Origin of the sequence: Stappia stellulata DSM 5886 (assembly GCF_000423705.1) — a bacterium.
GTDB lineage: Bacteria > Pseudomonadota > Alphaproteobacteria > Rhizobiales > Stappiaceae > Stappia > Stappia stellulata.
Genome location: NZ_AUIM01000010.1, coordinates 265384 through 288795 on the forward strand (window position 1 = coordinate 265384; position 23412 = coordinate 288795).

The 23412-nt window shown below is 65.4% G+C and carries 24 protein-coding genes and 1 other RNA gene; 8 read left to right on the top strand and 17 right to left on the bottom strand.

Annotated elements, in window-relative coordinates; genetic code table 11:
• Positions 1-105 precede the first annotated feature (105 nt).
• The 6 genes from sucD to G572_RS0106440 form a co-directional block, all read right to left on the bottom strand.
• Complete coding sequence (gene sucD / locus G572_RS0106415) at positions 106-1014, bottom strand: succinate--CoA ligase subunit alpha (RefSeq protein WP_029057764.1); 909 nt, start codon at positions 1012-1014, stop codon at positions 106-108.
• The gene (sucC, locus tag G572_RS0106420; protein WP_029057765.1) at positions 1014-2213 is read right to left on the bottom strand and encodes an ADP-forming succinate--CoA ligase subunit beta; all 1200 of its coding nucleotides are present in this window, start codon (positions 2211-2213) and stop codon (positions 1014-1016) included. Before sucC ends, sucD begins: the two co-directional genes overlap by 1 nt.
• Positions 2214-2288: 75 nt before the next feature.
• Positions 2289-3251: a malate dehydrogenase gene (gene mdh / locus G572_RS0106425; protein ID WP_029057766.1), complete on the bottom strand. Its 963-nt coding sequence runs from the start codon at positions 3249-3251 to the stop codon at positions 2289-2291.
• Positions 3252-3369: 118 nt separating this feature from the next.
• A complete protein-coding gene (zapE, locus tag G572_RS0106430) occupies positions 3370-4536 on the bottom strand; it encodes a cell division protein ZapE (protein WP_051241769.1) in 1167 nt (388 codons plus the stop codon).
• Between the two features lie 192 nt (positions 4537-4728).
• Positions 4729-5142 carry a carboxymuconolactone decarboxylase family protein gene (locus G572_RS0106435; protein WP_029057768.1) on the bottom strand — a complete coding sequence of 138 codons (414 nt, stop codon included), beginning with the start codon at positions 5140-5142 and terminating at the stop codon, positions 4729-4731.
• Between the two features lie 34 nt (positions 5143-5176).
• Positions 5177-5746 (bottom strand): protease inhibitor Inh/omp19 family protein, encoded by a 570-nt coding sequence (locus G572_RS0106440; RefSeq protein ID WP_208979048.1) that lies wholly within the window; start codon positions 5744-5746, stop codon positions 5177-5179.
• A gap of 219 nt (positions 5747-5965) precedes the next feature.
• Between G572_RS0106440 and G572_RS22825 the strand changes: the two genes are divergently transcribed.
• The gene (locus G572_RS22825; RefSeq protein WP_051241774.1) at positions 5966-6544 is read left to right on the top strand and encodes a GNAT family N-acetyltransferase; all 579 of its coding nucleotides are present in this window, start codon (positions 5966-5968) and stop codon (positions 6542-6544) included.
• A gap of 32 nt (positions 6545-6576) precedes the next feature.
• Here the strand turns inward: G572_RS22825 and G572_RS25380 are convergent, their stop codons facing one another.
• Together G572_RS25380 and G572_RS0106455 are read right to left on the bottom strand one after the other, a co-directional pair.
• Complete coding sequence (locus G572_RS25380) at positions 6577-7026, bottom strand: arsenate-mycothiol transferase ArsC (protein WP_051241776.1); 450 nt, start codon at positions 7024-7026, stop codon at positions 6577-6579.
• 173 nt (positions 7027-7199) lie between these two features.
• Positions 7200-7562 (bottom strand): carboxymuconolactone decarboxylase family protein, encoded by a 363-nt coding sequence (locus G572_RS0106455; protein WP_029057770.1) that lies wholly within the window; start codon positions 7560-7562, stop codon positions 7200-7202.
• Between the two features lie 185 nt (positions 7563-7747).
• Here G572_RS0106455 and G572_RS0106460 point away from each other — a divergent pair, with 185 nt between their 5' ends.
• Positions 7748-8125 (top strand): MAPEG family protein, encoded by a 378-nt coding sequence (locus G572_RS0106460; RefSeq protein ID WP_029057771.1) that lies wholly within the window; start codon positions 7748-7750, stop codon positions 8123-8125.
• Positions 8126-8457: 332 nt separating this feature from the next.
• Here G572_RS0106460 and G572_RS0106470 read toward each other — a convergent pair whose 3' ends face one another.
• The 8 genes from G572_RS0106470 to G572_RS0106505 form a co-directional block, all read right to left on the bottom strand.
• Positions 8458-9240 (bottom strand): succinate dehydrogenase iron-sulfur subunit, encoded by a 783-nt coding sequence (locus G572_RS0106470; RefSeq protein ID WP_029057772.1) that lies wholly within the window; start codon positions 9238-9240, stop codon positions 8458-8460.
• Positions 9241-9295: 55 nt separating this feature from the next.
• Complete coding sequence (locus tag G572_RS0106475; RefSeq protein WP_029057773.1) at positions 9296-10141, bottom strand: FkbM family methyltransferase; 846 nt, start codon at positions 10139-10141, stop codon at positions 9296-9298.
• Between the two features lie 27 nt (positions 10142-10168).
• Positions 10169-11998 carry a succinate dehydrogenase flavoprotein subunit gene (gene sdhA, locus G572_RS0106480; RefSeq protein ID WP_029057774.1) on the bottom strand — a complete coding sequence of 610 codons (1830 nt, stop codon included), beginning with the start codon at positions 11996-11998 and terminating at the stop codon, positions 10169-10171.
• A 4-nt stretch (positions 11999-12002) separates the two neighbouring features.
• Positions 12003-12386, bottom strand: a complete 384-nt coding sequence (gene sdhD / locus G572_RS0106485) for a succinate dehydrogenase, hydrophobic membrane anchor protein (protein WP_029057775.1) — start codon at positions 12384-12386, stop codon at positions 12003-12005.
• Positions 12387-12399: 13 nt separating this feature from the next.
• Complete coding sequence (gene sdhC / locus G572_RS0106490) at positions 12400-12783, bottom strand: succinate dehydrogenase, cytochrome b556 subunit (RefSeq protein ID WP_425423419.1); 384 nt, start codon at positions 12781-12783, stop codon at positions 12400-12402.
• 193 nt (positions 12784-12976) lie between these two features.
• A complete protein-coding gene (locus G572_RS0106495) occupies positions 12977-13657 on the bottom strand; it encodes a sulfate transporter family protein (protein WP_029057777.1) in 681 nt (226 codons plus the stop codon).
• A 78-nt stretch (positions 13658-13735) separates the two neighbouring features.
• Positions 13736-14677 (bottom strand): NAD(+) diphosphatase, encoded by a 942-nt coding sequence (gene nudC / locus G572_RS0106500; RefSeq protein WP_037545970.1) that lies wholly within the window; start codon positions 14675-14677, stop codon positions 13736-13738.
• A 49-nt stretch (positions 14678-14726) separates the two neighbouring features.
• On the bottom strand, positions 14727-15146 hold the full coding sequence (locus G572_RS0106505) for an HIT domain-containing protein (RefSeq protein WP_029057779.1): 420 nt from the start codon (positions 15144-15146) through the stop codon (positions 14727-14729).
• A gap of 167 nt (positions 15147-15313) precedes the next feature.
• On the opposite strand from G572_RS0106505, the gene G572_RS0106510 reads away from it, so the two are divergent.
• From G572_RS0106510 to G572_RS0106530, 6 genes are all read left to right on the top strand, one after another.
• Entirely contained in the window at positions 15314-16951 is a 1638-nt protein-coding gene (locus tag G572_RS0106510) for an acyl-CoA synthetase (protein WP_029057780.1), read from the top strand.
• 56 nt (positions 16952-17007) lie between these two features.
• Positions 17008-17104: signal recognition particle sRNA small type (gene ffs / locus G572_RS25850), an RNA gene on the top strand.
• Positions 17105-17258: 154 nt separating this feature from the next.
• Positions 17259-19166: a DNA polymerase III subunit gamma/tau gene (locus G572_RS22835; RefSeq protein ID WP_037545972.1), complete on the top strand. Its 1908-nt coding sequence runs from the start codon at positions 17259-17261 to the stop codon at positions 19164-19166.
• 58 nt (positions 19167-19224) lie between these two features.
• Positions 19225-19545: a YbaB/EbfC family nucleoid-associated protein gene (locus G572_RS0106520; protein ID WP_029057781.1), complete on the top strand. Its 321-nt coding sequence runs from the start codon at positions 19225-19227 to the stop codon at positions 19543-19545.
• 7 nt (positions 19546-19552) lie between these two features.
• The gene (gene recR, locus G572_RS0106525; RefSeq protein WP_029057782.1) at positions 19553-20161 is read left to right on the top strand and encodes a recombination mediator RecR; all 609 of its coding nucleotides are present in this window, start codon (positions 19553-19555) and stop codon (positions 20159-20161) included.
• An 86-nt stretch (positions 20162-20247) separates the two neighbouring features.
• The gene (locus tag G572_RS0106530; RefSeq protein ID WP_029057783.1) at positions 20248-21459 is read left to right on the top strand and encodes a lytic murein transglycosylase; all 1212 of its coding nucleotides are present in this window, start codon (positions 20248-20250) and stop codon (positions 21457-21459) included.
• A gap of 123 nt (positions 21460-21582) precedes the next feature.
• On the opposite strand, the gene G572_RS0106540 is transcribed toward G572_RS0106530, so the two are convergent.
• On the bottom strand, positions 21583-23073 hold the full coding sequence (locus tag G572_RS0106540; protein ID WP_029057784.1) for a BCCT family transporter: 1491 nt from the start codon (positions 23071-23073) through the stop codon (positions 21583-21585).
• Between the last annotated feature and the right edge of the window lie 339 nt (positions 23074-23412).

Sequence of the window (23412 nt, forward strand, 5' to 3'; positions counted from 1 at the left end):
GTCAGTCCATACAGTCCCATCGGTACACGGGAACATACCCCAAGGGAAGGTCCCGTAGCCGATATGGTGCTGCGGTCACGGTTAATTTCCCGTGACCGCGCGCAATCAGCCCTTGAGAACCTCAAGCAGCGTCTCGCCAAGCTTGGCGGGAGACGGCGAGACCTTGATCCCGGCCGCTTCCATCGCCGCAATCTTGTCTTCCGCACCGCCCTTGCCGCCGGAAATCACGGCGCCGGCGTGACCCATGGTGCGGCCCGGAGGCGCCGTGCGGCCGGCGATGAAACCGGCCATCGGCTTGGAGCGGCCCTTCTCGGCCTCGTCCTTGATGAACTGCGCGGCCTCTTCCTCGGCCGAGCCACCGATCTCGCCGATCATGATGATCGATTCCGTCGCGTCGTCGGCGAGGAACATCTCCAGGATGTCGATGAACTCGGTGCCCTTGACCGGGTCGCCGCCAATGCCGACGGCCGTGGTCTGGCCGAGACCCGCGTTGGACGTCTGGAACACCGCCTCGTAGGTCAGCGTGCCGGAGCGCGACACGACGCCGACGGAGCCCTTCTTGAAGATGGAGCCCGGCATGATGCCGATCTTGCACTCTTCCGGCGTGAGGACGCCCGGGCAGTTCGGGCCGAGGAGGCGCGAGTTGGACTTCTCCAGCCGGCGCTTGACCTTGACCATGTCGGCGACCGGAATGCCTTCCGTGATGCAGACGATGAAGGGAACTTCCGCGTCGATCGCCTCGATGATCGCGGCGCCCGCGCCTGCCGGCGGGACGTAGATCACGGAAGCATCCGCGCCGGTCGCTTCCTTCGCTTCACCAACTGTGGCGAAGATCGGAAGATTCGCCGCGCCGTCGAGACCGGACGACCAGGTTTCGCCGCCCTTCTTCGGATGCACGCCGGCGACCATCTTGGTGCCGTAGTACTCAAGCGCCTGTTCGGTGTGGAACGTGCCGGTCTTGCCGGTCAGTCCCTGAACGATGACCTTGGTGTCTTTGTTGACGAGAATGGACATTATGCGCCCCCCTTCACGGCCTTGACGATCTTCTGCGCCGCATCGTCGAGATCGTCGGCGGCGATAACGTTCAGGCCGCTTTCATTGATGATCGTCTTGCCCTGCTCCACGTTCGTGCCCTCGAGGCGCACGACGAGGGGAACCTGAAGCCCGACGTCCTTCACGGCCGCGACCACGCCTTCGGCGATCACGTCGCAGCGCATGATGCCGCCGAAGATGTTGACCAGGATGCCCTTCACGTTCGGGTCCGACGTGATGATCTTGAAGGCCGCCGTGACCTTTTCCTTGGAGGCGCCGCCACCGACGTCCAGGAAGTTGGCCGGCTCCGCGCCATAGAGCTTGATGATGTCCATGGTCGCCATGGCAAGGCCTGCGCCGTTCACCATGCAGCCGATGTCGCCATCGAGCGCCACATAGGCGAGGTCGTATTTCGAGGCCGCGATTTCCTTGGCGTCTTCCTCGGTCTTGTCGCGCAGCTCCATGATGTCGTCATGGCGGAACAGCGCATTGCCGTCGAAGGAGACCTTGGCGTCGAGAACGCGCAGGTGGCCGTCCTTCATGACGATCAGCGGATTGACCTCGAGCAGCGCCATGTCCTTCTCGACGAAGGCGGTGTAGAGGATCGGGAACAGCGTCATGCCGTCGGTGCGTGCGTCACCGGTGAGCTCAAGCGCGTCGCAGAGCTTGGCTGCGTCGGCCTCGGTCACGCCCGTGTCCGGATCGATCGGCAGGGTGACGATCTTTTCCGGCGTCTCTTCGGCCACCGCCTCGATGTCCATGCCGCCTTCCGTCGAAACGACGAAGGCCGGCCGGCCGACCGTGCGGTCGACGAGGATCGACAGATACAGCTCGCTCTCGATGTCGGCGCCGTCCTCGATGTAAAGACGGTTGACGACCTTGCCGGCATCGCCGGTCTGCGCGGTCACCAGCGTGTTGCCGAGCATGTCGGCCGCGTGCGACTTCACCTCGTCGATCGAGAAGGCGAGGCGGACGCCGCCCTTGGCGTCGGGGCCGAGTTCCTTGAACTTGCCCTTGCCGCGGCCGCCGGCGTGAATCTGCGACTTCACCACCCAGAGCGGACCGGGAAGCTGCTTGGCGGCAGCCTCGGCCTCGTCGACGGAAAAGATGGGCACGCCGTTTGCGACAGGCGCGCCAAAGGCCTTGAGCACCTGCTTGGCCTGGTATTCATGGATATTCATGCGTCACTCCCCCAGTGTCGGAGACGGTTCGCGTTATGCGAAACGGGAGGCTCGAGGCCTCCCGCATGTCTTGGTTCAGGCCAGCGCCGGCTGGATCTTCTTGCAGGCCTCGACGAGGCCGTCGACGGATGCGACGGACTTGTCGAACATGGCCTTCTCGTCCGCGTTCATCTCGATCTCGATGACGCGCTCCACGCCGTTGGCGCCGATCACGACCGGCACGCCGACATAGGTGTTGCTGAGACCGTACTGACCGGTCAGATGCGCGGCGCAAGGCACGACGCGCTTCTTGTCCTTGAGGTAGCTCTCCGCCATGGAGATCGCCGACGATGCCGGGGCGTAGAAGGCAGACCCGGTCTTCAGCAGGCCGACGATCTCGGCGCCGCCGTCGCGGGTGCGCTGGACGATTTCTTCCAGACGCTCGGCCGTGCACCAGCCCATCTTGACCAGATCGGGCAACGGAATGCCGCCGACGGTCGAATAGCGCGTCAGCGGCACCATCGTGTCGCCGTGGCCGCCGAGCACGAAGGCCGTGACGTCTTCCACGGACACGTCGAACTCTTCGGCCAGGAAATAGCGGAAGCGGGCGCTGTCGAGGACGCCGGCCATGCCGACAACCTTGTTCGCCGGAAGGCCGGAGAACTTCTGCAGCGCCCAGACCATGGCGTCGAGCGGGTTGGTGATGCAGATGACGAAGGCGTCCGGGGCATGGGCCTTGATGCCGGCGCCGACCTGCTCCATCACCTTCAGATTGATTTCCAGAAGGTCGTCGCGGCTCATGCCGGGCTTGCGCGGCACGCCGGCGGTGACGATCACCACGTCCGAACCGGCAATCGCCTCATATGAGTTCGCGCCGGACATCTTGGCGTCGAAGCCATCGACGGGCGAGGATTCTGCAAGGTCGAGCGCCTTGCCCTGGGGCGTTCCTTCGGCAATGTCGAAGAGCACGATGTCGCCGAGTTCCTTCAGGCCGGCGAGGTGGGCGAGCGTGCCGCCAATCTGTCCCGCGCCGATCAAAGCGATCTTGTTCCGAGCCATATCCTATTGCTTCCCTTTACGTAAAATGGAGCACATACCGCATCAACGGTCGCGCATGGCGATAAACCCTTTGGCGTCTGGGCGCAAGCCAATCGAAGGGATAGGGCATGAGGGTGCCCTAAGAGTCACCTTCGCTCAGCCAGTCCTCGGAGCGCATCTCGACAAGGCGCGAGACCGTGCGCTGGAACTCGAAGGATTCGGTCCCGGTGGTGGCCACATAGAGCCCGTCGGGCTCGGCCTCTGCCGAAAGAACAAGCTTGTTTCGGTTGTTGTACAGCGTGTCGATCAGGGTGATGAAGCGCTTTGCCGCGTTGCGTTGCGCCAGCTCCATGACCGGCACGTTCTCGATCACGAAGGTGTGGTAGGAGAGGGCCAGGCGCTGATAGTCGGCCGCCCCCAGTGGCTGCTCGCAAAGTTCCGTAAACGTAAAGCGGGCAACGCCGGCGGCGGTTCGCGACACCGGAATGTGTCGCCCCTTGACCTCCAGCTCCTCGCTGTGAGCCTTCAACCCGTGGGTCAGCTTGCGCCACAGGTCTTCCACCCCGCGCTCGGCCTCGGAACCGAGCGGCGAAAGATACAGCGGCGCGCCGGCAAGTTTCTCCAGGCGGTAGTCGGTGCGCGCATCGAGGCAGACCACGTCCACCCGGGTTTTCAGCAGCTCGACAAACCCCAGGAAATGCCCCCGGTTGAGGCCGTCCTTGTACAGGTCGTCGGGCGCGACGTTGGAGGTTGCGACCACCACCACGCCCTGCTCGAACAGCCGCGTGAACAACCGCCCGAGAATCATCGCATCGGCGATGTCGGTCACGGTGAATTCATCGAAACACAGCAGACGCGTTTCCTCCGACAGTTCCGCCGCCACGGGGGGAATCGGATCGTCGCCGGCGATCTCGCCGTCGCGGATCGCCGCACGGACCCGGTGCACGCGCTCGTGCACATCCGCCATGAACTCATGGAAATGCACGCGTCGCTTCTTGCGGGCCACCGCAATGTCGAAGAACAGGTCCATCAGCATGGTCTTGCCGCGACCGACCTTGCCCCAGACGTAAAGCCCCTTGGGCGTGTCCTTTGCGGCGCCGCGCTTGCCGAAAAGCCAGCCGAGGGCGCTTTTTTTCGAAGCCGGCCCGGTTTCGGCAAGGACCGCGTTAAGCCGGTCGAGCGCGGCCACGACATCCGCCTGGGCGGGGTCGTGCTCGATCTCGCCCGCCTCGATCAGCGCCTTGTAGCGACCGTCCACCGTATGGGTGATGGCGATGGGAGAGGATCTTGCGTCCGACAGGCTCATCGCATGCAGCCTTGCGGCGCGGCACCGCACGGGAACGGGCGGGAACGAAGATCGTGTTGCACAGCCGGAAGAAACGTCACGTCACCCTCGCAAACAACGTTCTTTAGGCGGGGATACCGCGCCGGACAAAGGCTCGCAAGTCGCGCAAGGCGCAAAACGGCCCGACACGGCCGGCGGCCGGGCGCTTTTCACTCAGTCTTTGCCGGAGGTCTTGGGCAGGAAGGCTTCGTCGACCGGCACCTGCAGCGCGGTCGCAAGGCGATTTGTTTCGCTTGCCATACCGACGATCGCGAGAAGTTCGCCGAGCTGCGCCTCGCTCATCCCCTTGGCACGCGCCGCCGCCGTATGCGAGCGGATGCAGTATTCGCAGCCGTTGACGATGGAGACGGCGACATAGAGCATCTCCTTCATCACGGGATCGATCTCGCCCGGCCCCATCACCTCCTTCAGACTGCCCCATGTCCGCTCCAGCAGCGCCGGGTCATTGGCGAGCACCCGCCAGAAGTTGTTGATGAAGTCCGTGTTGCGTGTGGTCTTTATGTCCTCGATGACCGCCGACGCGCGCTCGGGCAAGTCGGCGTCGTCCAGGACGGGCCAGATCGACATGGGCTGTCTCCGCTTGTCGTTACCGAAACCGCACTCAGCGGAACACGGAAATCGGCGCGCCGCTCGTTGTGCGGCCGGAAAAGCGTTCCGCGCCTGTGGCATAGAGCTGCGCGACCGTTGCTCCGGTGGTGTCCTTCAGGATCACTTCCTTGCCCTGAAGGTCCCAGGCCGAAACGGTTTGCAGGGTCGGCGTGGCGCAGCCGCGGGAGTTGGCGCGATAGCCGCCTTCCCAGGTGGTCAGCGTCATGAAGAGCTTGCAGTTGTCGGCCCCCGACGCCAGCGACCAGCCACCGAGCATGTCGCTGCGTCCGATCTCGCGTGCGCCGGCGGGCGGGCCGCCGGCAAGCGGATCGACGCCGGCCACCTGGGTGTCGCCGTCGAGCGGCGCCGTGCCGTCGAGCGTCTGTGTGTCGCGGGGATTCAGGCTCGGATCGAGCGGCTCGAGCGACTGGCTCGCGACCGGCGCGGTCGGTGTCGCGGGCAATGGCGCCGAGCGGTTGCCGTAGCCAAGCCGCTGGCAGCCTGCGAGCGCGAGTGTCAGGCAGACGACGGCAGTCATCTGCGTGCCCAGCCGGGGCATGCGAAGCGGGGCGGTTCGGATCATGCGCTGTCTTTCCTTGTGCTGTCCGTCCGGCAGGAGTCGGTTGCGCAGTCTAGCGCAACAGTCTGGGCGCTGCCCATATCGATCCTCTCCGTTTATGGTGACCAAATCGTTGACGCAACCGTCATGCTTGCCATCAAACTGCCGCAGTAAAGCGGCCAGAGTGTGTATTCGGTCTGGGGAGACCTTCAAGGAGTGGCGCAACACAATCAGGAGCGCCCCATGCCGCAAACACCAGAAACCGGCTCAACCGGATATTTTCGCAAACTTTCCTTCGCCGACCAGCCTCGTTTTCGCGACCATCTCCTGCGTCTCGACCCCGGCGCCAGGCAGGCGCGGTTCGCCATGCCGGCGAGTGATGCCTTTTTGCGCTGCTATGCGGAGACCAGCTTTTCACTGGACGCCATCCTGCACGGGTATGTCGTCGACGGCCACGTGCGGGCCGTGGCGGAGCTGCGGCCCTGCGGCGATCCCCAAACGGCGGAAGCCGCCTTTTCCGTCGAAGACAGCTGCCGCCAGAGCGGCGTCGGAACCCGGCTGATGGAACTGACGCTGATCGCCGCCCGCAACCGGGGGTGCCATCACATCTACATGAACTGCCTGGCGACCAACCGGGCGATGCAGCAGCTCGCCCGCAAGTTCACCAAGGACCTGACCTTCGAGATGGGCGATATCGTCGGTCGCATCGACCCGCGTTCGGCCTCCCCCTTCAGCCATCTGCGCGAACACACCTCCGACATCTTCGGCGCGCTCGACGGCCTGATCGACGGTTCGCGCGCTCTGCTTCGAAGCCATCCCTGAGGCAGGTTCCCCCCTTGGACACGCGGTTCCGGTCATGCAGAGCGGCGCCGGATGCAAGGGTCAATGCCGCAACCGGCAAAGCGCATTTCGATGTCCCGGCGCAGCGTCGCAAAGACGCTCCGCGCCTCCTGGAGCGCGCTTGACGCAGGCCCGCAAGGCTCCAGCGGCCAACTGGCATGGCGCGCCGGCCAAGGCCACACGCGGGCAGTCGCCGCCGCCACTCCCGGTGTCAGGGCGACGATGATGTCCGGCGACGGCGCATGCGGAAGCGCGAAAAGCTCCCAGGACTTCGGCACGAGATCGCCGCAGGAAATGCCGTTCTCGGCAAGCACCCGTGCCGTCGCCGGCGCGAGATGACCGGCCGGCGCAAGTCCGGCGGAAAACGCGCGTATCGTGCCGTCGCTGATCGCGTTGAGGCAGGCTTCGGCCATCGGGCTGAGGCCGGCATTGTCGTTACATACAAACAAGATCGTGGTCGCCATGCTCGTTCCCGCCGCTTGCCTCGCCCCCATAAACCCGCGAGGAGCAGTAACGTTCCGGCAAAACGCGAGTATGACGAAACGCGGGTGAGGCCCGGCGAAATCATGGCGACTTCGGGATCTTGCCTTCGGCGGGACGCGGGCGTGCCGTTGCAGCTTCGGCCGCCCGCCGGAGCTCAGCTCTCCTCGCCCCGGGGAGCCGCGAAGCTGTCGAAGGCGGCCAGCGCCTCCGCGCCGTAAATCATCGACGGGCCGCCGCCCATGTAGACCGCAACGCCGATGGCCTCCATCACTTCCGCGCGTGTCGCGCCGTATTTCGCCGCCGCCTTGGCGTGATAGGCAAGGCAACCGTCGCAGCGCGCGGCGATCCCGATTGAGAGCGCAATCAGCTCCTTGGTCCTGGAATCAAGCGCGCCCTTCCCGATGGCCGAGCGGGCGATCTCGTGAAATCCTTTCGCCACGCCGGGAATTCCGCTGCGAAGCTCCGCCATGCGGGCATCCGTCTGGGTGATGAAGGCGTTCCAGTCGCTGACGGCCATGTGCCTGTCTCCTTGGTGTCTTGAATGACCTCGCAGGCCATTTGCCCAAGTCACACCATCGCAGCTCGCGAAGCGCCATGCGCTGGATCAAAATCTCTCCCGGAACCGCCGCGCCGCCTTGACGGCGGACCGAAAAGAGAAAAAAACACAAGGACCGGCAGCCCCGTCAGGTCAGGACAGTCTTCATGCCATTTGCCATCTGGTGCGTTTTCGCAGCCGCTCTTCTGCCGATCCTTTCGGCCTTCCCCGCCAAGCTTTCGAAGGACTTCGACAATGCGCGCCCGCGCGACCCGGAGTACTGGAAGAGCGGCTTTCGCGCGCGCGCGGCCAGCGCGCAGGCGAACGGTTTCGAGGCATTCCCGATTTTCGCCGTCGCGATCATCGTCGGCCTTTGGCAGGGCGGCGATGCAATCTGGATCGACCGGCTCGCCGGGCTCTTCATCGGCGCGCGGCTGATCTATGTGTTTTGTTACTGGAGCGACCGCGCCACCCCGCGCTCGCTCGCCTGGGCCGTCGGCTTCCTGTCGACCATCGCGATCTTCACCAGTCCGGTCTGGAGCTGAGGGCGAGCCGAGGCGCGCCGGACCGTTCGAGCCGGTAGACTTCGGCCTCGCTGTCGCCGGCCTCGCTGTCGAAATGCACGCGCGGCACGTGATTCGCGGGCTGAAGCGGACCGCGGAACACCGCGTGCCTTGTCGCGTCAGTGCCCTGGCAATCGCGTCACCATCCAACCCAACCGCCTCCCGCGCGTCATCCTTTCCCGGATCCGCCTCCAAACACGGCGGGACGGCTTGCGTCGCCCGCACGGCTGCGTTGCGGCGTCCCGGCAGCAAAAAGCCGCCCCGAAGGACGGCTTTTCAAATGTCGGCATGGATGCCTGCGTGTGCGTCGCGCCTCAGACCCGGCGTTCGACCATCATCTTCTTGATCTCGGCGATGGCCTTGGCCGGGTTCAGGCCCTTGGGGCAGGCCTGCGAACAGTTCATGATCGTGTGGCAGCGGTAGAGGCGGAAAGGATCTTCCAGATCGTCGAGACGCTCGCCGGTTGCCTCGTCGCGGCTGTCGATCAGCCAGCGGTAGGCCTGCAGCAGAACGGCCGGGCCGAGGTAGCGGTCGCCGTTCCACCAGTAGCTCGGACAGGACGTCGAGCAGCAGGCGCAGAGGATGCACTCATAAAGCCCGTCGAGCTTGGCACGATCCTCGTGGGACTGGCGCCATTCCTTTTCCGGAGCCGGCGTCGTCGTCTTCAGCCAGGGCTCGATGGAGCGGTGCTGGGCGTAGAAGCGCGTCAGGTCCGGAACCAGATCCTTGACCACCGGCATGTGCGGCAGCGGATAGATCTTCACCGGCCCGGCGCCGATTTCTTCCATGCCCCGGGTGCAGGCCAGCGTATTGGTGCCGTCGATGTTCATCGCGCAGGAGCCGCAAATGCCTTCGCGGCAGGAGCGGCGGAAGGTCAGCGTCGGGTCGATCTTGTCCTTGATGTAGATCAGCCCGTCGAGCACCATCGGCCCGCAGTCTTCCTTGTCGATGAAATAGGTGTCGACGCGCGGATTGCGCCCGTCGTCCGGGTTCCAGCGGTAGATCCGGAACTCGTGCAGGTCGTTGGCGCCGGTCGGTTTGTCCCAGACCTTGCCTTCCGTTATCCGCGAGTTCTTGGGAAGCGTCAGCTGTACCATCTTGTTTCGCTCCGCGTTTGGCCCGCCTTTGGCGGCGGCCTCGTCATCCGGATCTTCAGGCGCCGCGCCGGAAGATCGTGTTGTCCCTGGTCGCTCCGGCCGCATGATAGCCGCGGGCCTGAAGCTGTGAAATGCAATCGTCCTGCCAGTGCTCCCGGCAGTTGGTCTCCAGCAGGATGGCGCCCGGAAGATCGTGGTCATCCAGTGCGCGCAGATACGGCAGAAGCGCCCGGTCCTCAAAACCCTCCACGTCGATCTTCAGCACATCGACGCGGGCAATGCGGTGGTCCGCCAGAATGTTGGCCAGCGGGCGCACCTGCACCGGACGGGACCGCCAGTCGCCGGCCCATTCGCCGGTCGTGAGGTCCCCAACCAGCGTTGCGAACCCGCAGTTCGACGGTTCGCTCCACAGATCCAGAACCTCGTCGCGGGCGCCGACCGCCACATTCTCCACCTCGACATCGCCCAGCTTGTTGGCGGCAAGATTGAAGGCAAGCTTCGCCGCCGTGTCGCTGTCGGCCTCGATCGCCAGCACCCTTGCGCCGCGGCGCGCGGCATCCAGGCTGTAGCTGCCAACATTGGCACCGATGTCGACAAACACGGTGCCTGGACGAAGCAGGTCGCCCAGCAGGCCGTGTTCGGCGCGTTCCGGCAGGCGTCCGCGGGCCATGATCTTGCGATCGTCGTAATTGGCCTCCGGATAAAGACGAAAGCGCAATCCCTCCGCCTCGCGGTCGAAGGGACCGCGATAATGACGGGCAACGAAGGCACGCACGCGCTTGCGCCAGCGCGGCGACAGTTCGTGCCGGTCGGCAAGCGCCCAGGCAAACCGTGCCCGCCCCCCGGCACGATAGGTGCCGAAGGGAGAGTTCACATCCGTTATCCGTGCCGGCATCGACATGATGCTTCGCCTCTCGCCGGGCCGTCCTCAGTAGACGCGGGCCTTGGGCGCGATCTTCTTCGGATCGATGCCGCCTTCCTCGAGGGTCGTCAGCGGATCGGTGACGACGGCACGATAGTCGAGCGTCGTCTTGCCGTCCTCGGCGACCCAGGCGAGCGTGTGCTTGCGCCAGTCGTCGTCGTTGCGACCGCCCAGCGGACCGTCCTTGTAGTCCTCGCGGGCATGGGCGCCACGGCTTTCCTTGCGCGCCTCGGCGCCATAGACCGTGGTGATCGCGTTGGCCATCAGGTTCTCCAGCTCCAGCGTTTCCACCAGATCGGAGTTCCAGATCATCGAACGGTCGGTGACCTTGAGGTCGGACAGTTCGCCCCAGATCGCGGAAATACGCTCGCAGCCCTGCTTCAGGCTCTCCTGGGTGCGGAACACCGCCGCGTCTTCCTGCATCGCGCGCTGCATCTTCTCGCGCAGCTGCGCCGTCGGCGTCTTGCCGTCGGCATGGCGCAACTTGTCGAAGCGGGCCATGATCTTGTCGCAGGACGCTTCGTTCGGTGTCGGCACGGCCGTCTTCGGATCGACGGTCTCCGCGGCGCGAATCGCCGCGGCGCGGCCGAAGACCACAAGGTCGATCAGCGAGTTGGAGCCAAGACGATTGGCGCCATGCACGGACGCACACCCCGCCTCGCCAACAGCCATCAGGCCGGGCTGGATCGCGTTCGGATCGTCCTTGGTCGGGTTCAGCACCTCGCCCCAGTAGTTCGTCGGGATGCCGCCCATGTTGTAGTGCACGGTCGGCAGAACCGGGATCGGCTCCTTGGTCACATCGACGCCGGCGAAGATCTTCGCCGATTCCGAGATACCCGGGAGACGCTCCCCGAGAATGTCCGGATCCAGATGATCGAGATGCAGGAAGATGTGGTCCTTGTCTTTGCCCACACCCCGGCCTTCGCGGATCTCCATGGTCATGCAGCGCGACACCACGTCACGCGACGCCAGATCCTTGGCCGACGGAGCGTAGCGCTCCATGAAGCGCTCGCCCTCGGAGTTGACCAGATAGCCGCCCTCGCCGCGCGCGCCCTCGGTGATCAGGCAGCCTGCGCCATAAATGCCGGTCGGATGGAACTGGACGAACTCCATGTCCTGGAGCGGCAGGCCTGCGCGCGCCACCATGCCGCCGCCGTCGCCCGTGCAGGTATGCGCGGAGGTCGCGGAGAAATAGGCACGGCCGTAGCCGCCGGTCGCCAGCACCACCATCTTGGCGGAGAAGCGATGGATCGTGCCGTCGTCGAGGTTCCAGGCGATCACGCCCTGACACACACCGTCTTCCGACATGATCAGGTCGAGCGCGAAATACTCGATGTAGAATTCCGCGTTGTTCTTCAGCGACTGGCCGTAGAGCGTGTGCAGGATGGCATGACCGGTGCGGTCGGCCGCGGCGCAGGTGCGCTGCACGGGCGGACCGTCGCCGTAATTCTGCATGTGACCGCCGAAGGGACGCTGATAGATGCGTCCGTCCTCGGTGCGCGAGAAGGGCACGCCGTAATGCTCCAGCTCGTAGACCGCTTTGGGGGCTTCGCGGGCGAGATACTCCATCGCGTCGGTATCGCCGAGCCAGTCGGAGCCCTTGACGGTGTCGTACATGTGCCACTGCCAGCTGTCGGGCGTCATGTTCTGAAGGCTGGCGGCAATGCCGCCCTGCGCCGCGACCGTATGCGAGCGGGTGGGGAACACCTTGGAAATACAGGCGGTTCTCAGGCCCTGTTCGGCCATGCCAAGCGTTGCCCTGAGGCCCGCGCCACCGGCTCCGACCACCACAACGTCATAGCTGTGATCGACGAAGGAATAGGCTTGTCCTGACATGTATTCAGCCTCCGAAGCTGATTTTGAGAACGGCGAACACCGATGCGAGGCCGATGAACGTCGAAAAGAAGATATTGCCCATCAGGGCGAGGAATTTCAGGCCTTCGCCGTGAATGTAGTCCTCGATGATCACCTGCATGCCGAGCTTCATGTGATAGACGGCGGACAGGATCACGAGGAGCAGGACGATCGCGACGAGCGGATTTCCCAGCGCTGCGGAAACGCTCGCGTAATCGCTGCCCTGGAGCGCGACCACGAGGACCACGAAAAAGGAAATCAGCACCACATTGGCCACGGCGGTGACCCGCTGGCGCCAGAAATGGGAGGTTCCGTCCTTGGCCGAGCCAAGACCGCGAACCCGGCCGAGAGGCGTGCGCATATCAGTCATCGTCTCATCTCCCTCAGCGAACCGCGTAGCCGATGACCCATAGAAGGATCGTGACCGCGACGGAGCCGATGATCGTTGCACGGGCAAGCCACTCACGGGCTTCGGTTCCGAAGCCGTGCCCCATGTCCCAGATGAAATGGCGAAGGCCGCCGAGCATGTGATGGATCAGCGCCCAGGTGAAGCCGAACAGCACCAGCCGGCCGAGGAAGGAGCCGAAAATTCCGTTCACGAATTCGAAATAGGCCGGTCCGGCCGCGGCGGACACCAGCCACCAGGCGACAAGGATCGTGCCGAAGTACAGCGCCGCACCCGTGATGCGGTGCAGGATCGACATGACCATGGTCATGATGGGCTTGTAAATCTGGATATGCGGCGACAGTGGCCTGCTGTTTTTCATCCCGACATCCGACATGGGTTGTTCTCCCGTCTCCCCGATCGCCTCACGCTTACGTAAACGTTAGCTATAACAGGGCCTTGTATCCCAGCCTTCTAACCCCATCGCAGCGGAACGTCAAAATATCCTATCGGCCAAGACGGATACGGATTGGAAACGGCAGGCCGGCGCCGGCCGGGAGGTCGAAGGCCGGCGGTCAGAGCGGACGCGGACGAGATGACCTATAGGTAAGGCGCTTGTAGAGATGCAGCATCATCACGGTCGCGAAGATCGGCGTCAGCAGGTTGAGAAAGGGAATCGCCAGAAATCCGGCAATCGCGAGACCGGAGAGGAAAACGGTCGTGGAATGGGCGCGGCGAAACGCACGCGCCTCCACCGCCGACATGTGCCGCATTGCGGCGAACTCGAAGAATTCGCGTCCGAGCAGATAGCCGTTGACGACAAAGAAGGCGATCAGATTGACGCCCGGAATCAACAGCAGAAACAGCGCGAAAATATTGCCGAGAATGACCACGCCGGTGAACTTGATCGCCTGCGGAATCGCCTCGGAAAGCGGCATAGCACGCCCCGGAGGATCCCGCGGATAGCTTCTCCGTTCGACAACCTCGGCAATATCGTCTTGCAGGATGCCCGCGATCACCGCCGTGACAGGGGCGACGAGATACCCGAGCACGAAGATCGCACCGATACCGGTGAGCAGCGACAGCACCGTTTCCAGCCACGGATACGGCAGCGTCACCAGTGTGGCCACCGCGCCGTTCAGCGCCACCCAGACCAGCAGGAGCAGGAGCAGCGTATAGCCAAGCGTCTTCCAGAAGATCGCGCGCAGCGGCTGTTCGAAGATCTGGGTGAGCGCGGTGAGCGCGGAGGAAATCATGTCGGTCGGGCGTCCTGGTTCTCTGTCGTGTCCACCCGCTTCAGGTAGGTCGCGGGGCGCTTCCGCACAAGCCGCGTGTCACGCCGCCTCGACCCAGGAACGAATCAGCCAGTGTGCGATGGACAGCGGCGGCGGGATCTTCAGCCCGTCCGGGTGCCTGTCCTCCAGCATCGCCCGCGTTTCGTCGCGCGAGAACCAGCGACAGGCCTCCAGTTCGGTTTCGTCCATGCGGATCTCGGTGCTTTCGGCACGCCCCTCGCAGCCGATCATCAGCGAGGCGGGGAAGGGCCAGGGCTGGCTCGCGCGATAGCCGACGGCGCCGACATGAACGCCCGCCTCTTCCATCACCTCGCGCCGCACCGCTTCCTCGATGGTCTCGCCCGGCTCGATGAAGCCCGCAAGGGTGGAGAACACCCCCTCCGGCAGGCGCGGCGGACGGCCCATCAGACAGCGCTCGCCGTCGGTGACGAGCATGATCGCCACCGGATCGGTGCGCGGGAAATGCAAGCCGCCGCAAGACGCGCAGTCGCGGCGATAGCCGCCCTGGGTCATGGCGCTTGGGGCGCCGCAGCGCGAACAGAAGCGGTGCGTGTCATGCCAGTGCAGAAGCGCGCTCGCCTGCGCCAGAAGTCCCAGATACCCGGAAGGCAAGACGCCTTGTACGGCGAGCGAGCGTGTGTCGATGCACTTCAGATCGGGATGAGCGGCCTCGATCTCTTCCACCGTGCGCGACACGGGAACGGCGAAGACCGGCGCGGTGTCCGGATCGCCGAAGCCGAGGAGGATCGTCTCATCGCCACGCATGACGAGGGCATCACCGAGCGCGCGCCCATGCAGCAGCTCGAGCCGACCGTTCGCGACGTCGAGCACCGGGCGCCCTTCGCTGACGAACAGAAAGCGGGCATTCGCCGCGCCGCGATGCGCCTCGAACCAGGCGGCATCGCCCCGATGCTCGGACTGGCGCTCGAGCGGATTTCCCGTGAAGGCGAAACCGAAGCCGGTCTGCGGCAGGTCGTTCATGAAGACGGTCCTTGTGTCCCGGCGTGTCCCGACGCAGGGCGAAAACGGGTCACCGGTTTGCCCCGGCGATTGCCTGTGCAAGCCGCTCCGCCAGATCGCGCCCGCTATCGGGGGCATAGGGCTCGGCCGCACCGCTGCCCCAGACCGGCCCCGGCCAGGCGGCGTCGCCAACGAACCGGGCGACGATATGCACATGGAGCTGCGGAACCATGTTGCCCAGCGCCCCGACATTGAGCTTGTCGCAGCCGCTGACCGCTTTCAGCGCCTTGCTCGCGCCGGCGATTTCCTCGATCAGCCGCAGCCGGTCGTCGGCGCCAAGGTCGACAAGCTCGGTCACGCCGGCGCGCTTGGGAACGAGCAGCAGCCAGGGGTAGCGCGCATCGTTCATCAGCCGGACGGTGCACAGGTCGAGATCGAGGACAGCCAGGCTGTCGCCGGCAAGGCGATGGTCGAGGGTAAAGTCGGACATGTGCGGTTCCCCGGCCGGACGGCGTTTGATGATGGCGGCACTATACAAGCGCCGCGCAGCGGCACCACCCCCGTCGCGGTCAAACAAACGACAGCCGTTGACGCCTTCGCCCTTCCGTTGCATCCAAATCCCCTGGGGCATGACAGCCACCGGGGAGGATCGCATCGATGCTGAGCGACGCACAGACCTACGAAGAGCTTCTCGCCCGCTTCCAGTGGCAGGTGCCGGCGCATTACAACATCGGCGTCGACATCTGCGACAAATGGGCAAGGCGCGAGCCCGACCGCCCGGCGCTGATCTGCATTTCCGAGGACGGCGCACGCGAAGAGGTGACCTACGGCGACCTCATGGCGCTGTCCAACCGCATCGCCAATGCCTTTGCCGCCGACGGCGTGACGCGGGGCGACCGGGTCGCCATCCTGCTGCCGCAGGCGAAGGAGACGGCCGCGGCCCATATCGCGGTCCACAAGCTCGGCGCGATCTCCATTCCGCTGTTCATGCTGTTCGGCGACGAGGCGCTCGCCTTCCGTCTTGGCGATTCCGGGGCGAAAGCCGTCGTCACCAACGCAACCGGGGCCGCCAAGCTTCACGCCATCCGCGCGCAGCTGCCGGATCTGGCAAGGACCTACACCATCGACGGCGCGCAGCCGGGAACCACCGACCTGCATGCCGCCCTCGCCGACCAGCCGGACAGCTTTACGCCCGTCGACACGCATGCCGACGATCCGGCGATCCTGATCTACACCTCCGGCACCACCGGCCAGCCCAAGGGCGCGCTGCATGCCCATCGCGTTCTGCTCGGCCATCTTCCGGGCGTCGAGATGAGCCACGACCTGTTTCCGCAGATTGGCGACCGGATCTGGACGCCGGCCGACTGGGCCTGGATCGGCGGACTGCTCGATGTGCTGATGCCGGCCCTTCATCACGGGGTCTGTGTCGTTGCCTGCCGCTTCGCGAAATTTACAGCCGAGGCCGCCTTCGAGTTGATGGCCAGGGAAAAGGTGCGCAACGCCTTCCTGCCGCCAACGGCGCTGAAGATGATGCGCGCCCACGGCGATCCGGACCCGTCCCTTCCCCTTGAGATGCGCACCGTCGCCAGCGGCGGCGAGACGCTCGGCACGGAGTTGCTCGACTGGGGGCGGCGGGTGTTCGGCGTGACGATCAACGAGTTCTACGGCCAGACCGAGTGCAACATGATCGTCTCCTCCTGCGCCGCGATCATGCCGCCGCACCCCGGTATCATGGGCCGGGCGGTCCCCGGCCATGACGTGCGGATCGTCGACGGGTCCGGCACGCCGGTCGCCGATGGCCAGGAGGGCAACATCGGTGTGAAGCGCGGCGATCCGGTGATGTTCCTGCGCTACTGGAACAACCCGAAAGCCACCGAGGCGAAGTTCGCCGGCGACTTTCTGCTGACCGGCGACCGGGGCGTGCGCGACGCCGACGGCTGGCTCCGTTTCGTCGGACGCGACGACGACGTCATTACCTCCGCCGGCTACCGGATCGGCCCGGGCGAGATCGAGGACTGCCTGATCGGCCATGCCGCCGTCAGCATGGCCGGCGTTGTCGGCAAGCCCGACCCGCAGCGCACGGAAATCGTCAAGGCCTATGTCGTGCTCGCCGAAGGGGTCGATCCAAGCGGCGATCTGGCGCGCGAGCTGCAAGAGTTCGTCAAAGTGAAGCTCGCAGCCCATGAATACCCGCGCGAGATCGCTTTCGTCGACACGCTGCCGATGACGACGACGGGCAAGATCATCCGCAAGGAGCTGAGGCAGCGCGCCGCGCGAGAGACAGACGGCGCGTGACCCCGGCCCAGGATTTTTCCTTGCAACGCAGGCGCGGAATCGACATATAGGGCGCGGGAGGTTGGTGGTGGACGAGCCACTCGCCAACCGGGTCAGGTCCGGAAGGAAGCAGCCCCAACGAGTCGGGCACGGGTCACCGTGCCAGCCTCCCACCCTTTCCCTTTCAGCTGTTGAAACGTCTTCCGTGTCGTGTCCTCGCGCCGGCAGGGCGGCATTTGCCGTTTTCCCTTCGCACACGCACAAGAAAACGCGGACAGGAACGGAATAGCCCTCAACATGGGCGCCCCGCAGGTTTAAGCTGACCGGCATGGATGATCTCGCCCCAACACCCCGCAGCGACGGAACGGACGCCGAATATCGCGTGCTTGCGCGCAAGTACCGGCCCGCGACCTTCGAGGACCTCGTCGGCCAGGAGCCGATGGTCCAGACCCTGCGCAACGCCTTCGAGACCGGACGCATCGCCCAGGCGTGGATGCTGACCGGCGTGCGCGGTGTCGGCAAGACCACGACGGCGCGCATTCTCGCCCGTGGCCTCAACTACGAAATCCCCGGCGAGATCGACCGGCCGACCGTGCATCTCGACAAGCCGGGCGTGCATTGCGAGGCGATCATGAACGGCCGCCATGTCGATGTGATCGAGATGGACGCCGCCTCGCACACCGGCATCGACGACATTCGCGAGATCACCGAGGCCGCGCGCTACCGGCCCGCATCGGCGCGCTACAAGGTCTACATCATCGACGAAGTGCACATGCTGTCGAAGTCGGCGTTCAACGGCCTGTTGAAGACGCTGGAAGAGCCGCCCGAGCATGTGAAATTCATTTTCGCCACCACCGAGATCCGCAAGGTTCCGGTCACGGTGCTCTCGCGCTGCCAGCGCTTCGACCTGCGCCGGATCGACGCCGACGACATCGTGGGCCTGCTCAGGCGGATCGCGCAGTCGGAAGCCATGGCCGTGTCCGACGAGGCACTGGCGCTGATCGCGCGGGCCGGCGAAGGATCGGCGCGCGATTCGCTGTCGCTGCTCGATCAGGCGATGGCCCATGGCGCAGGCACGCACGGCGAGACGGAGATCGGCGCCGAAACCGTGCGCGCCATGCTTGGCCTTGCCGACCGCGCCCGCGTCATCGACCTCTTCACCCATCTGATGAAGGGCGACGCCGCCGCCGCGATGGCGGAGTTCAAGGCGCAATATGCGGTTGGCGCGGACCCGGTCGTCGTGCTCTCCGACCTCGCCGAATTCACCCATCTCGTGACCCGTCTCAAGATCGTGCCGCAAGCGGGCGAGGAAGCCTCCGTCACCGAGACGGAACGGCTGCGCGGCCGAGAGCTCGCCGACAAGCTGTCGCTGCGGCTGCTGTCGCGGAGCTGGCAGATCCTGTTGAAGGGCATCGCGGAAGTACAGGCGGCCCCCAAGCCCAATCTCGCCGCCGACATGGTTCTGGTGCGCCTTGCCTATGCCGCCGACCTTCCCGACCCGGAAGAGGCGCTCAAGCTTCTGCGCGAGGGCAAGGCATCGGATCTTGCGGCGGCCCTGCCGGCCAACCCGGGCGCGCCCACCGGTGGCGGGTCGCCTCAGGCACACTCTCCGGACCAGGCCCCGGCGCAGAGCGCACCGGCCGCCGTTGACGCCGCCTCTCCGCCGGCAGCGCCTCAGGCCTCCGCCGCTCCGGAGGCCGACCCCGCCCCGCGCCGCTTTCAGGCACTGGCCGGCGGCGGTGGCAACGGCGGTGCCTCCGCCACGGCGCCATACCCGGCTCCGCGCCTGGTGCCCCAGCCGGAACCGGTCGTCGCGCTCGGGTCACTGGCCGATTGCGCCGAGCTTGCCCGGAAAAAAAGCGACCTCCATCTTCTGTTCATGATCGAGCACCAGATGCGGCTCGTGAACTTCGTGCCGGGCCGGATCGAGTTTCAACCGACGGAGAAGGCCGACCCCGACCTTGCCGGAAAGCTCGGCCGCATGCTGACCGAATGGACGGGCATGCGCTGGATCGTCAGCGTCTCGCGCAGCCAGGGGCGACCGACGCTCCACGAGGAGCGCACGGCGAACAGGCACCAGTTGCTCTCCGATGCAAAATCCGAGCCGACGGTCGCGGCCCTCTTGTCCGTCTTTCCCGGTGCGAAGGTGGTGGATGTGCGCATCCAGGAGGCGGAGGACATGACCCCGCCCCTTGACATGGCGCCGGACGAGACCGAAACCGACCCCGACATGTGAGGCGCGGGCGAAACCCGTCCCGCCTGGCCGCAACACGGCCGCGCCAAGGAGATCCGTCATGGACTTTATGAAGATGATGAAGCAGGCGAAGCAGATGCAGGAGCAGATGGGCTCCCTGCAGGAGGAAATCGCCGCGGTGAGCGTCGAGGGCAGCGCCGGCGGCGGCATGGTCAGCGTCACCATGACCGGCAAGGGCGAGATGACCGCCCTCAAGATCGACCCCTCGCTCGTCAAGGAAGAGGACGTCGAGATCCTGGAAGACCTGATCCTTGCCGCCCATCAGGACGCCAAGGCAAAGTCCGAAGCCATGCTCCAGGAAAAGACCCAGGAACTGATGGGCGGTCTCGGCCTGCCCCCCGGGTTCAAGCTGCCGTTCTGATCGATCCATGAGCAACAAGGCGGTCGCGGGGCCGGAAGTGGAAAAGCTGATCCAGCTCCTGGCGAAACTGCCGGGGCTGGGGCCGCGCTCGGCGCGGCGCGCAGCGCTTCACCTGATCAAGAAGAAAGACCAGCTGCTCGTCCCGCTCGCCCAGGCGATGGGGGTTGCGGTGGAGCGCGTCACCATATGCTCCACCTGCGGCACCGTCGACACCTGCGATCCCTGCACCATCTGCTCCGACCCGCGCCGCGACACCTCGACCATCATCGTGGTGGAGGATGTCGCCGACCTCTGGGCGCTGGAGCGCGCGGCAGCACTGAACTGCGGCTATCACGTGCTCGGCGGAACGCTGTCGCCGCTCGACGGCATCGGCCCGGACGATCTCACCATCACCCAGCTCGTCGAGCGGGTCGCCGGGGGCGAGGTCTCCGAGATCGTGCTTGCGGTCAATGCCACGGTCGAGGGACAGACGACCGCCCATTACATCACCGACCGGCTGCGCGGGATGGACGTACGCGTCACCCGGCTGGCGCATGGCGTCCCGGTGGGGGGCGAGCTCGACTATCTCGACGAGGGCACGCTGACCCAGGCACTGAAGGCCCGCACGTCCTTTTAACACGCGCGTGCCCCGGTCACCCGCCTTTCGCAGCGACACCATTCATTGCTAGGATCGCGGTCGTTCCGCCTCCGCCGGAGATCCCGATGCCGCGCCTCGCCCTGCCCTGTCTTCTCGCCGCCCTTGCCCTCGCGTTCCTGCCCGCCAGGGCCCTTGCCGGCCCTTTTGACGCGCAGTTCCGCCAGTTCCTCGACCGCGAGATCGCGCCAGCCGCCATTGCTGCGGGCGTTCCCCGCGCCGTCGTGACCCGCGAACTGTCGGGCATGACGCCCGACTCCTCGCTGCCCGGTCTCGGTCGCCCTGATGCGCCGGAGACTGCGCCCTCCGTCAACTATCAGTCGGAGTTTCGCGCCCCGGCCGGCTATTTCCGCGACAGCCAGTTCAACGCGCTGGTGGCGCAGGGGCGACGGCTCGCGAAACAACATGCCACCACACTTGCCCGGATCGAGCGCGAGACCGGCGTGCCGGGCCGCATCGTCCTGGCGATCTGGGCGCGCGAGTCGGGCTATGGCCGCGCGAAGATCCCCAAGGACGCGCTGCGCACGCTTGCGACCCGCGCCTTCATGGGCCAGCGGCGCGATCTCTTTCGCAAGGAGACCGTCGCGGCCCTCCGGATCCTCGCAGAGGGCCACATTTCGCGGTCGCGGATGAAAAGCTCCTGGGGCGGGGCGATGGGCCAGCCCCAGTTCCTGCCCTCAAGCTTCCTGCGCCATGCGGTCGACTACGACGGCGACGGGCGACGCGATATCTGGACGTCCGTTCCCGACACGCTCGCCTCCATCGCGCAGTATCTCAAATGGTACGGCTGGGTGGCAAAGCGCGATTGGGGTTACGAGGCGGTGATCCCGCCGTCCGTCTCCTGCACCAACGAGGGGCCGGATCGCGGGCGGCCGATTTCAGACTGGATCGCCAATGGCGTCACGCGCGTGAAGAACCGCCCCTTCCCGGCCCATGAGGTGCCGCAACCGGGCTTCCTGTTGATGCCGGCGGGACGCTACGGTCCGGCGTTCATCGCCACCGACAATTTCTATGTGCTGAAATCCTACAATGAGTCCGATGTCTACGCGCTTTTCGTCGGCCATCTCGCTGACCGCTACGGCAACAATCGGGGCTTCGTGCAGGACTGGACGCCGATCAGAACCCGCTCGCGCGGCGCGGTGCGCAAGATCCAGCTCGAACTGGAGGCAAAAGGCCACGACGTCGGCGGCGCCGACGGCCTGATCGGCTTCAAGACCCGCCGCAGCCTGGGCGCTGTACAGGAAAAGGCTGGGCGGAGAGCGACCTGCTGGCTGGAGTGAGGGGCGTCTGATCTTACCCGCTGTCGTCCCTCTCCGGCAGCTTGCGGACGAGCAGCCAGCCGGCGAACCCGATGAAGGCGAAGGTTCCCAGATTGAGGATGGTATCGAGCAGATCGCCGCTGATCATTGCACTGCCTCCTCCCTGAGCGCCCTGACGAAACACACCATCAGCAAGATGGTGATAAAGACGAAGGGCAGGGCCCCGAGCGCGATCAGCTTCTTGATCGCATCCATCGACCCCGACAGGATCATGGCGTAGCCGAGAACCCCGAGCAACACGCCCCAGATCAGGCGGATGCCGGGCTTGGGATCGGGGTCGCCGCCAGTGGAAAAGGTCCCCAGCACGAAGGCCGCGCTCACCACGCTGGTGACGATGAACAGGAAGGCGGCAACGATGGTTGCGAGTGTCGTCAAGGTGGCGAAGGGCATCCGTTCCAGCAGGGCAAAGGTTGCCCGCTCCGCGTTGGCGGCGGCCATCGCGGCCAGCTCCCCGGTGCCCTGCAGCGCTTCGTAAAGGCCGATGCCGCCGAAGACGCCGAACCAGACCATGGAAAAAAGCGTTGGCCCGATCAGCACGCCGAAGATGAACTCGCGAATGGTGCGCCCCTTCGAGATCCGGGCGACGAAAACGCCGACAAACGGGCCCCAGGCGATCCACCAGACCATGTAGGTCAGCGTCCAGCTCTTGAACCACTCCGCCACCTCGCTGTCGAAGAAGGTGAAGGTTTGCAGACCGCGCGGAACGACACTTGTCAGATACTGGCCGAAACTCCCCACGACCGAGTTCAGCAGGAACTCGGTCGGACCGAAGATCACCACGAAAATGACGAGCGCGATTGCCAGAAGCATCGCCAGATTGGAGAGCTTCGCCATCCCGCTGCCGAGATCGGTCATCAGCGCCGGCAGGTAGAAGGCGACCATGGCAAGGAAAACGGCGCCGACAAGCATGGGCCCGGCACCCGCGCCGCCGACCAGCACGTCGATGCCGTCGGCCACCTGGAACACGCCCATGGCAATCGATCCGCCAACGCCGATGGCAATGGCGACAATGGCCATGAAGTCGGACAGCCACCCGAGCGCGCGCGCCCAGCGCTCCCCGGGAAAAAGATAGACGATCGGTGCGCTGACAAGCATGGCGGTGCCGCGCCGGAAGGCGAAATAGGCAATCACCAGCGCCGTGGTCCCGTAGATCGCCCAGGCGTGAATGCCCCAGTGGAAGATCGTTGTCACCAGCGCCTGCTGGGCGGCTTCCGGCGCGCTCATGTAGTCTTGCGCGAAGCCGAAATGGGTCAGCGGTTCCGCAACGGCCCAGAACAGCAGGCCCACGCCCATGCCGGCGGCAAACAGCATTGCGATCCAGGAGGGGGTGGAAAACTCCGGGCGGTCGTCATCCGCGCCGAGCCGGATGGCGCCGAAGCGGGAAAACGCCAGCGCGACGCAGAAAACCAGCATGCCCGTGACCGACACCATCAGGAACCAGCCGCGGCTGCGGAAATACTGGTCCACGATCCAGGAGGCGATTGCGACGAGACCGGGGGAGTCGACAACGCCCCAGATGCCGATGGCGGCAATGACCGCAAGCGATGCGATCAACAGTATCGGCTTGACACTCAACGCATTTCCCCCGGAGCCGGTTGGAGCATGCTTACACCAGCTTGACCCTACAAGAGGTACCGGGCCGGCGGGTCTCGTTCAAGACAATCACGCGACGACCACGGCGTTTCCGCGCGAGAGACCGCGGGACGTGTGCGGGCTGGAGTGAGAGGCGGACAGATTGTCCGCTTCCGTAGGCCGTCACCCCGGGCAAGGCGAAACCGCGACCCGGGGGCCATTGGCACCCTCAGCAAGAGTGGGGCGCGGTGCGGAGCGCCATGAGCCCCGCACTCGCCTGTGCGTTTGGCAACGTGGAATGGATCCCGGCTCGGGGGCCGGGATGACGGCGGAATTTGAAGC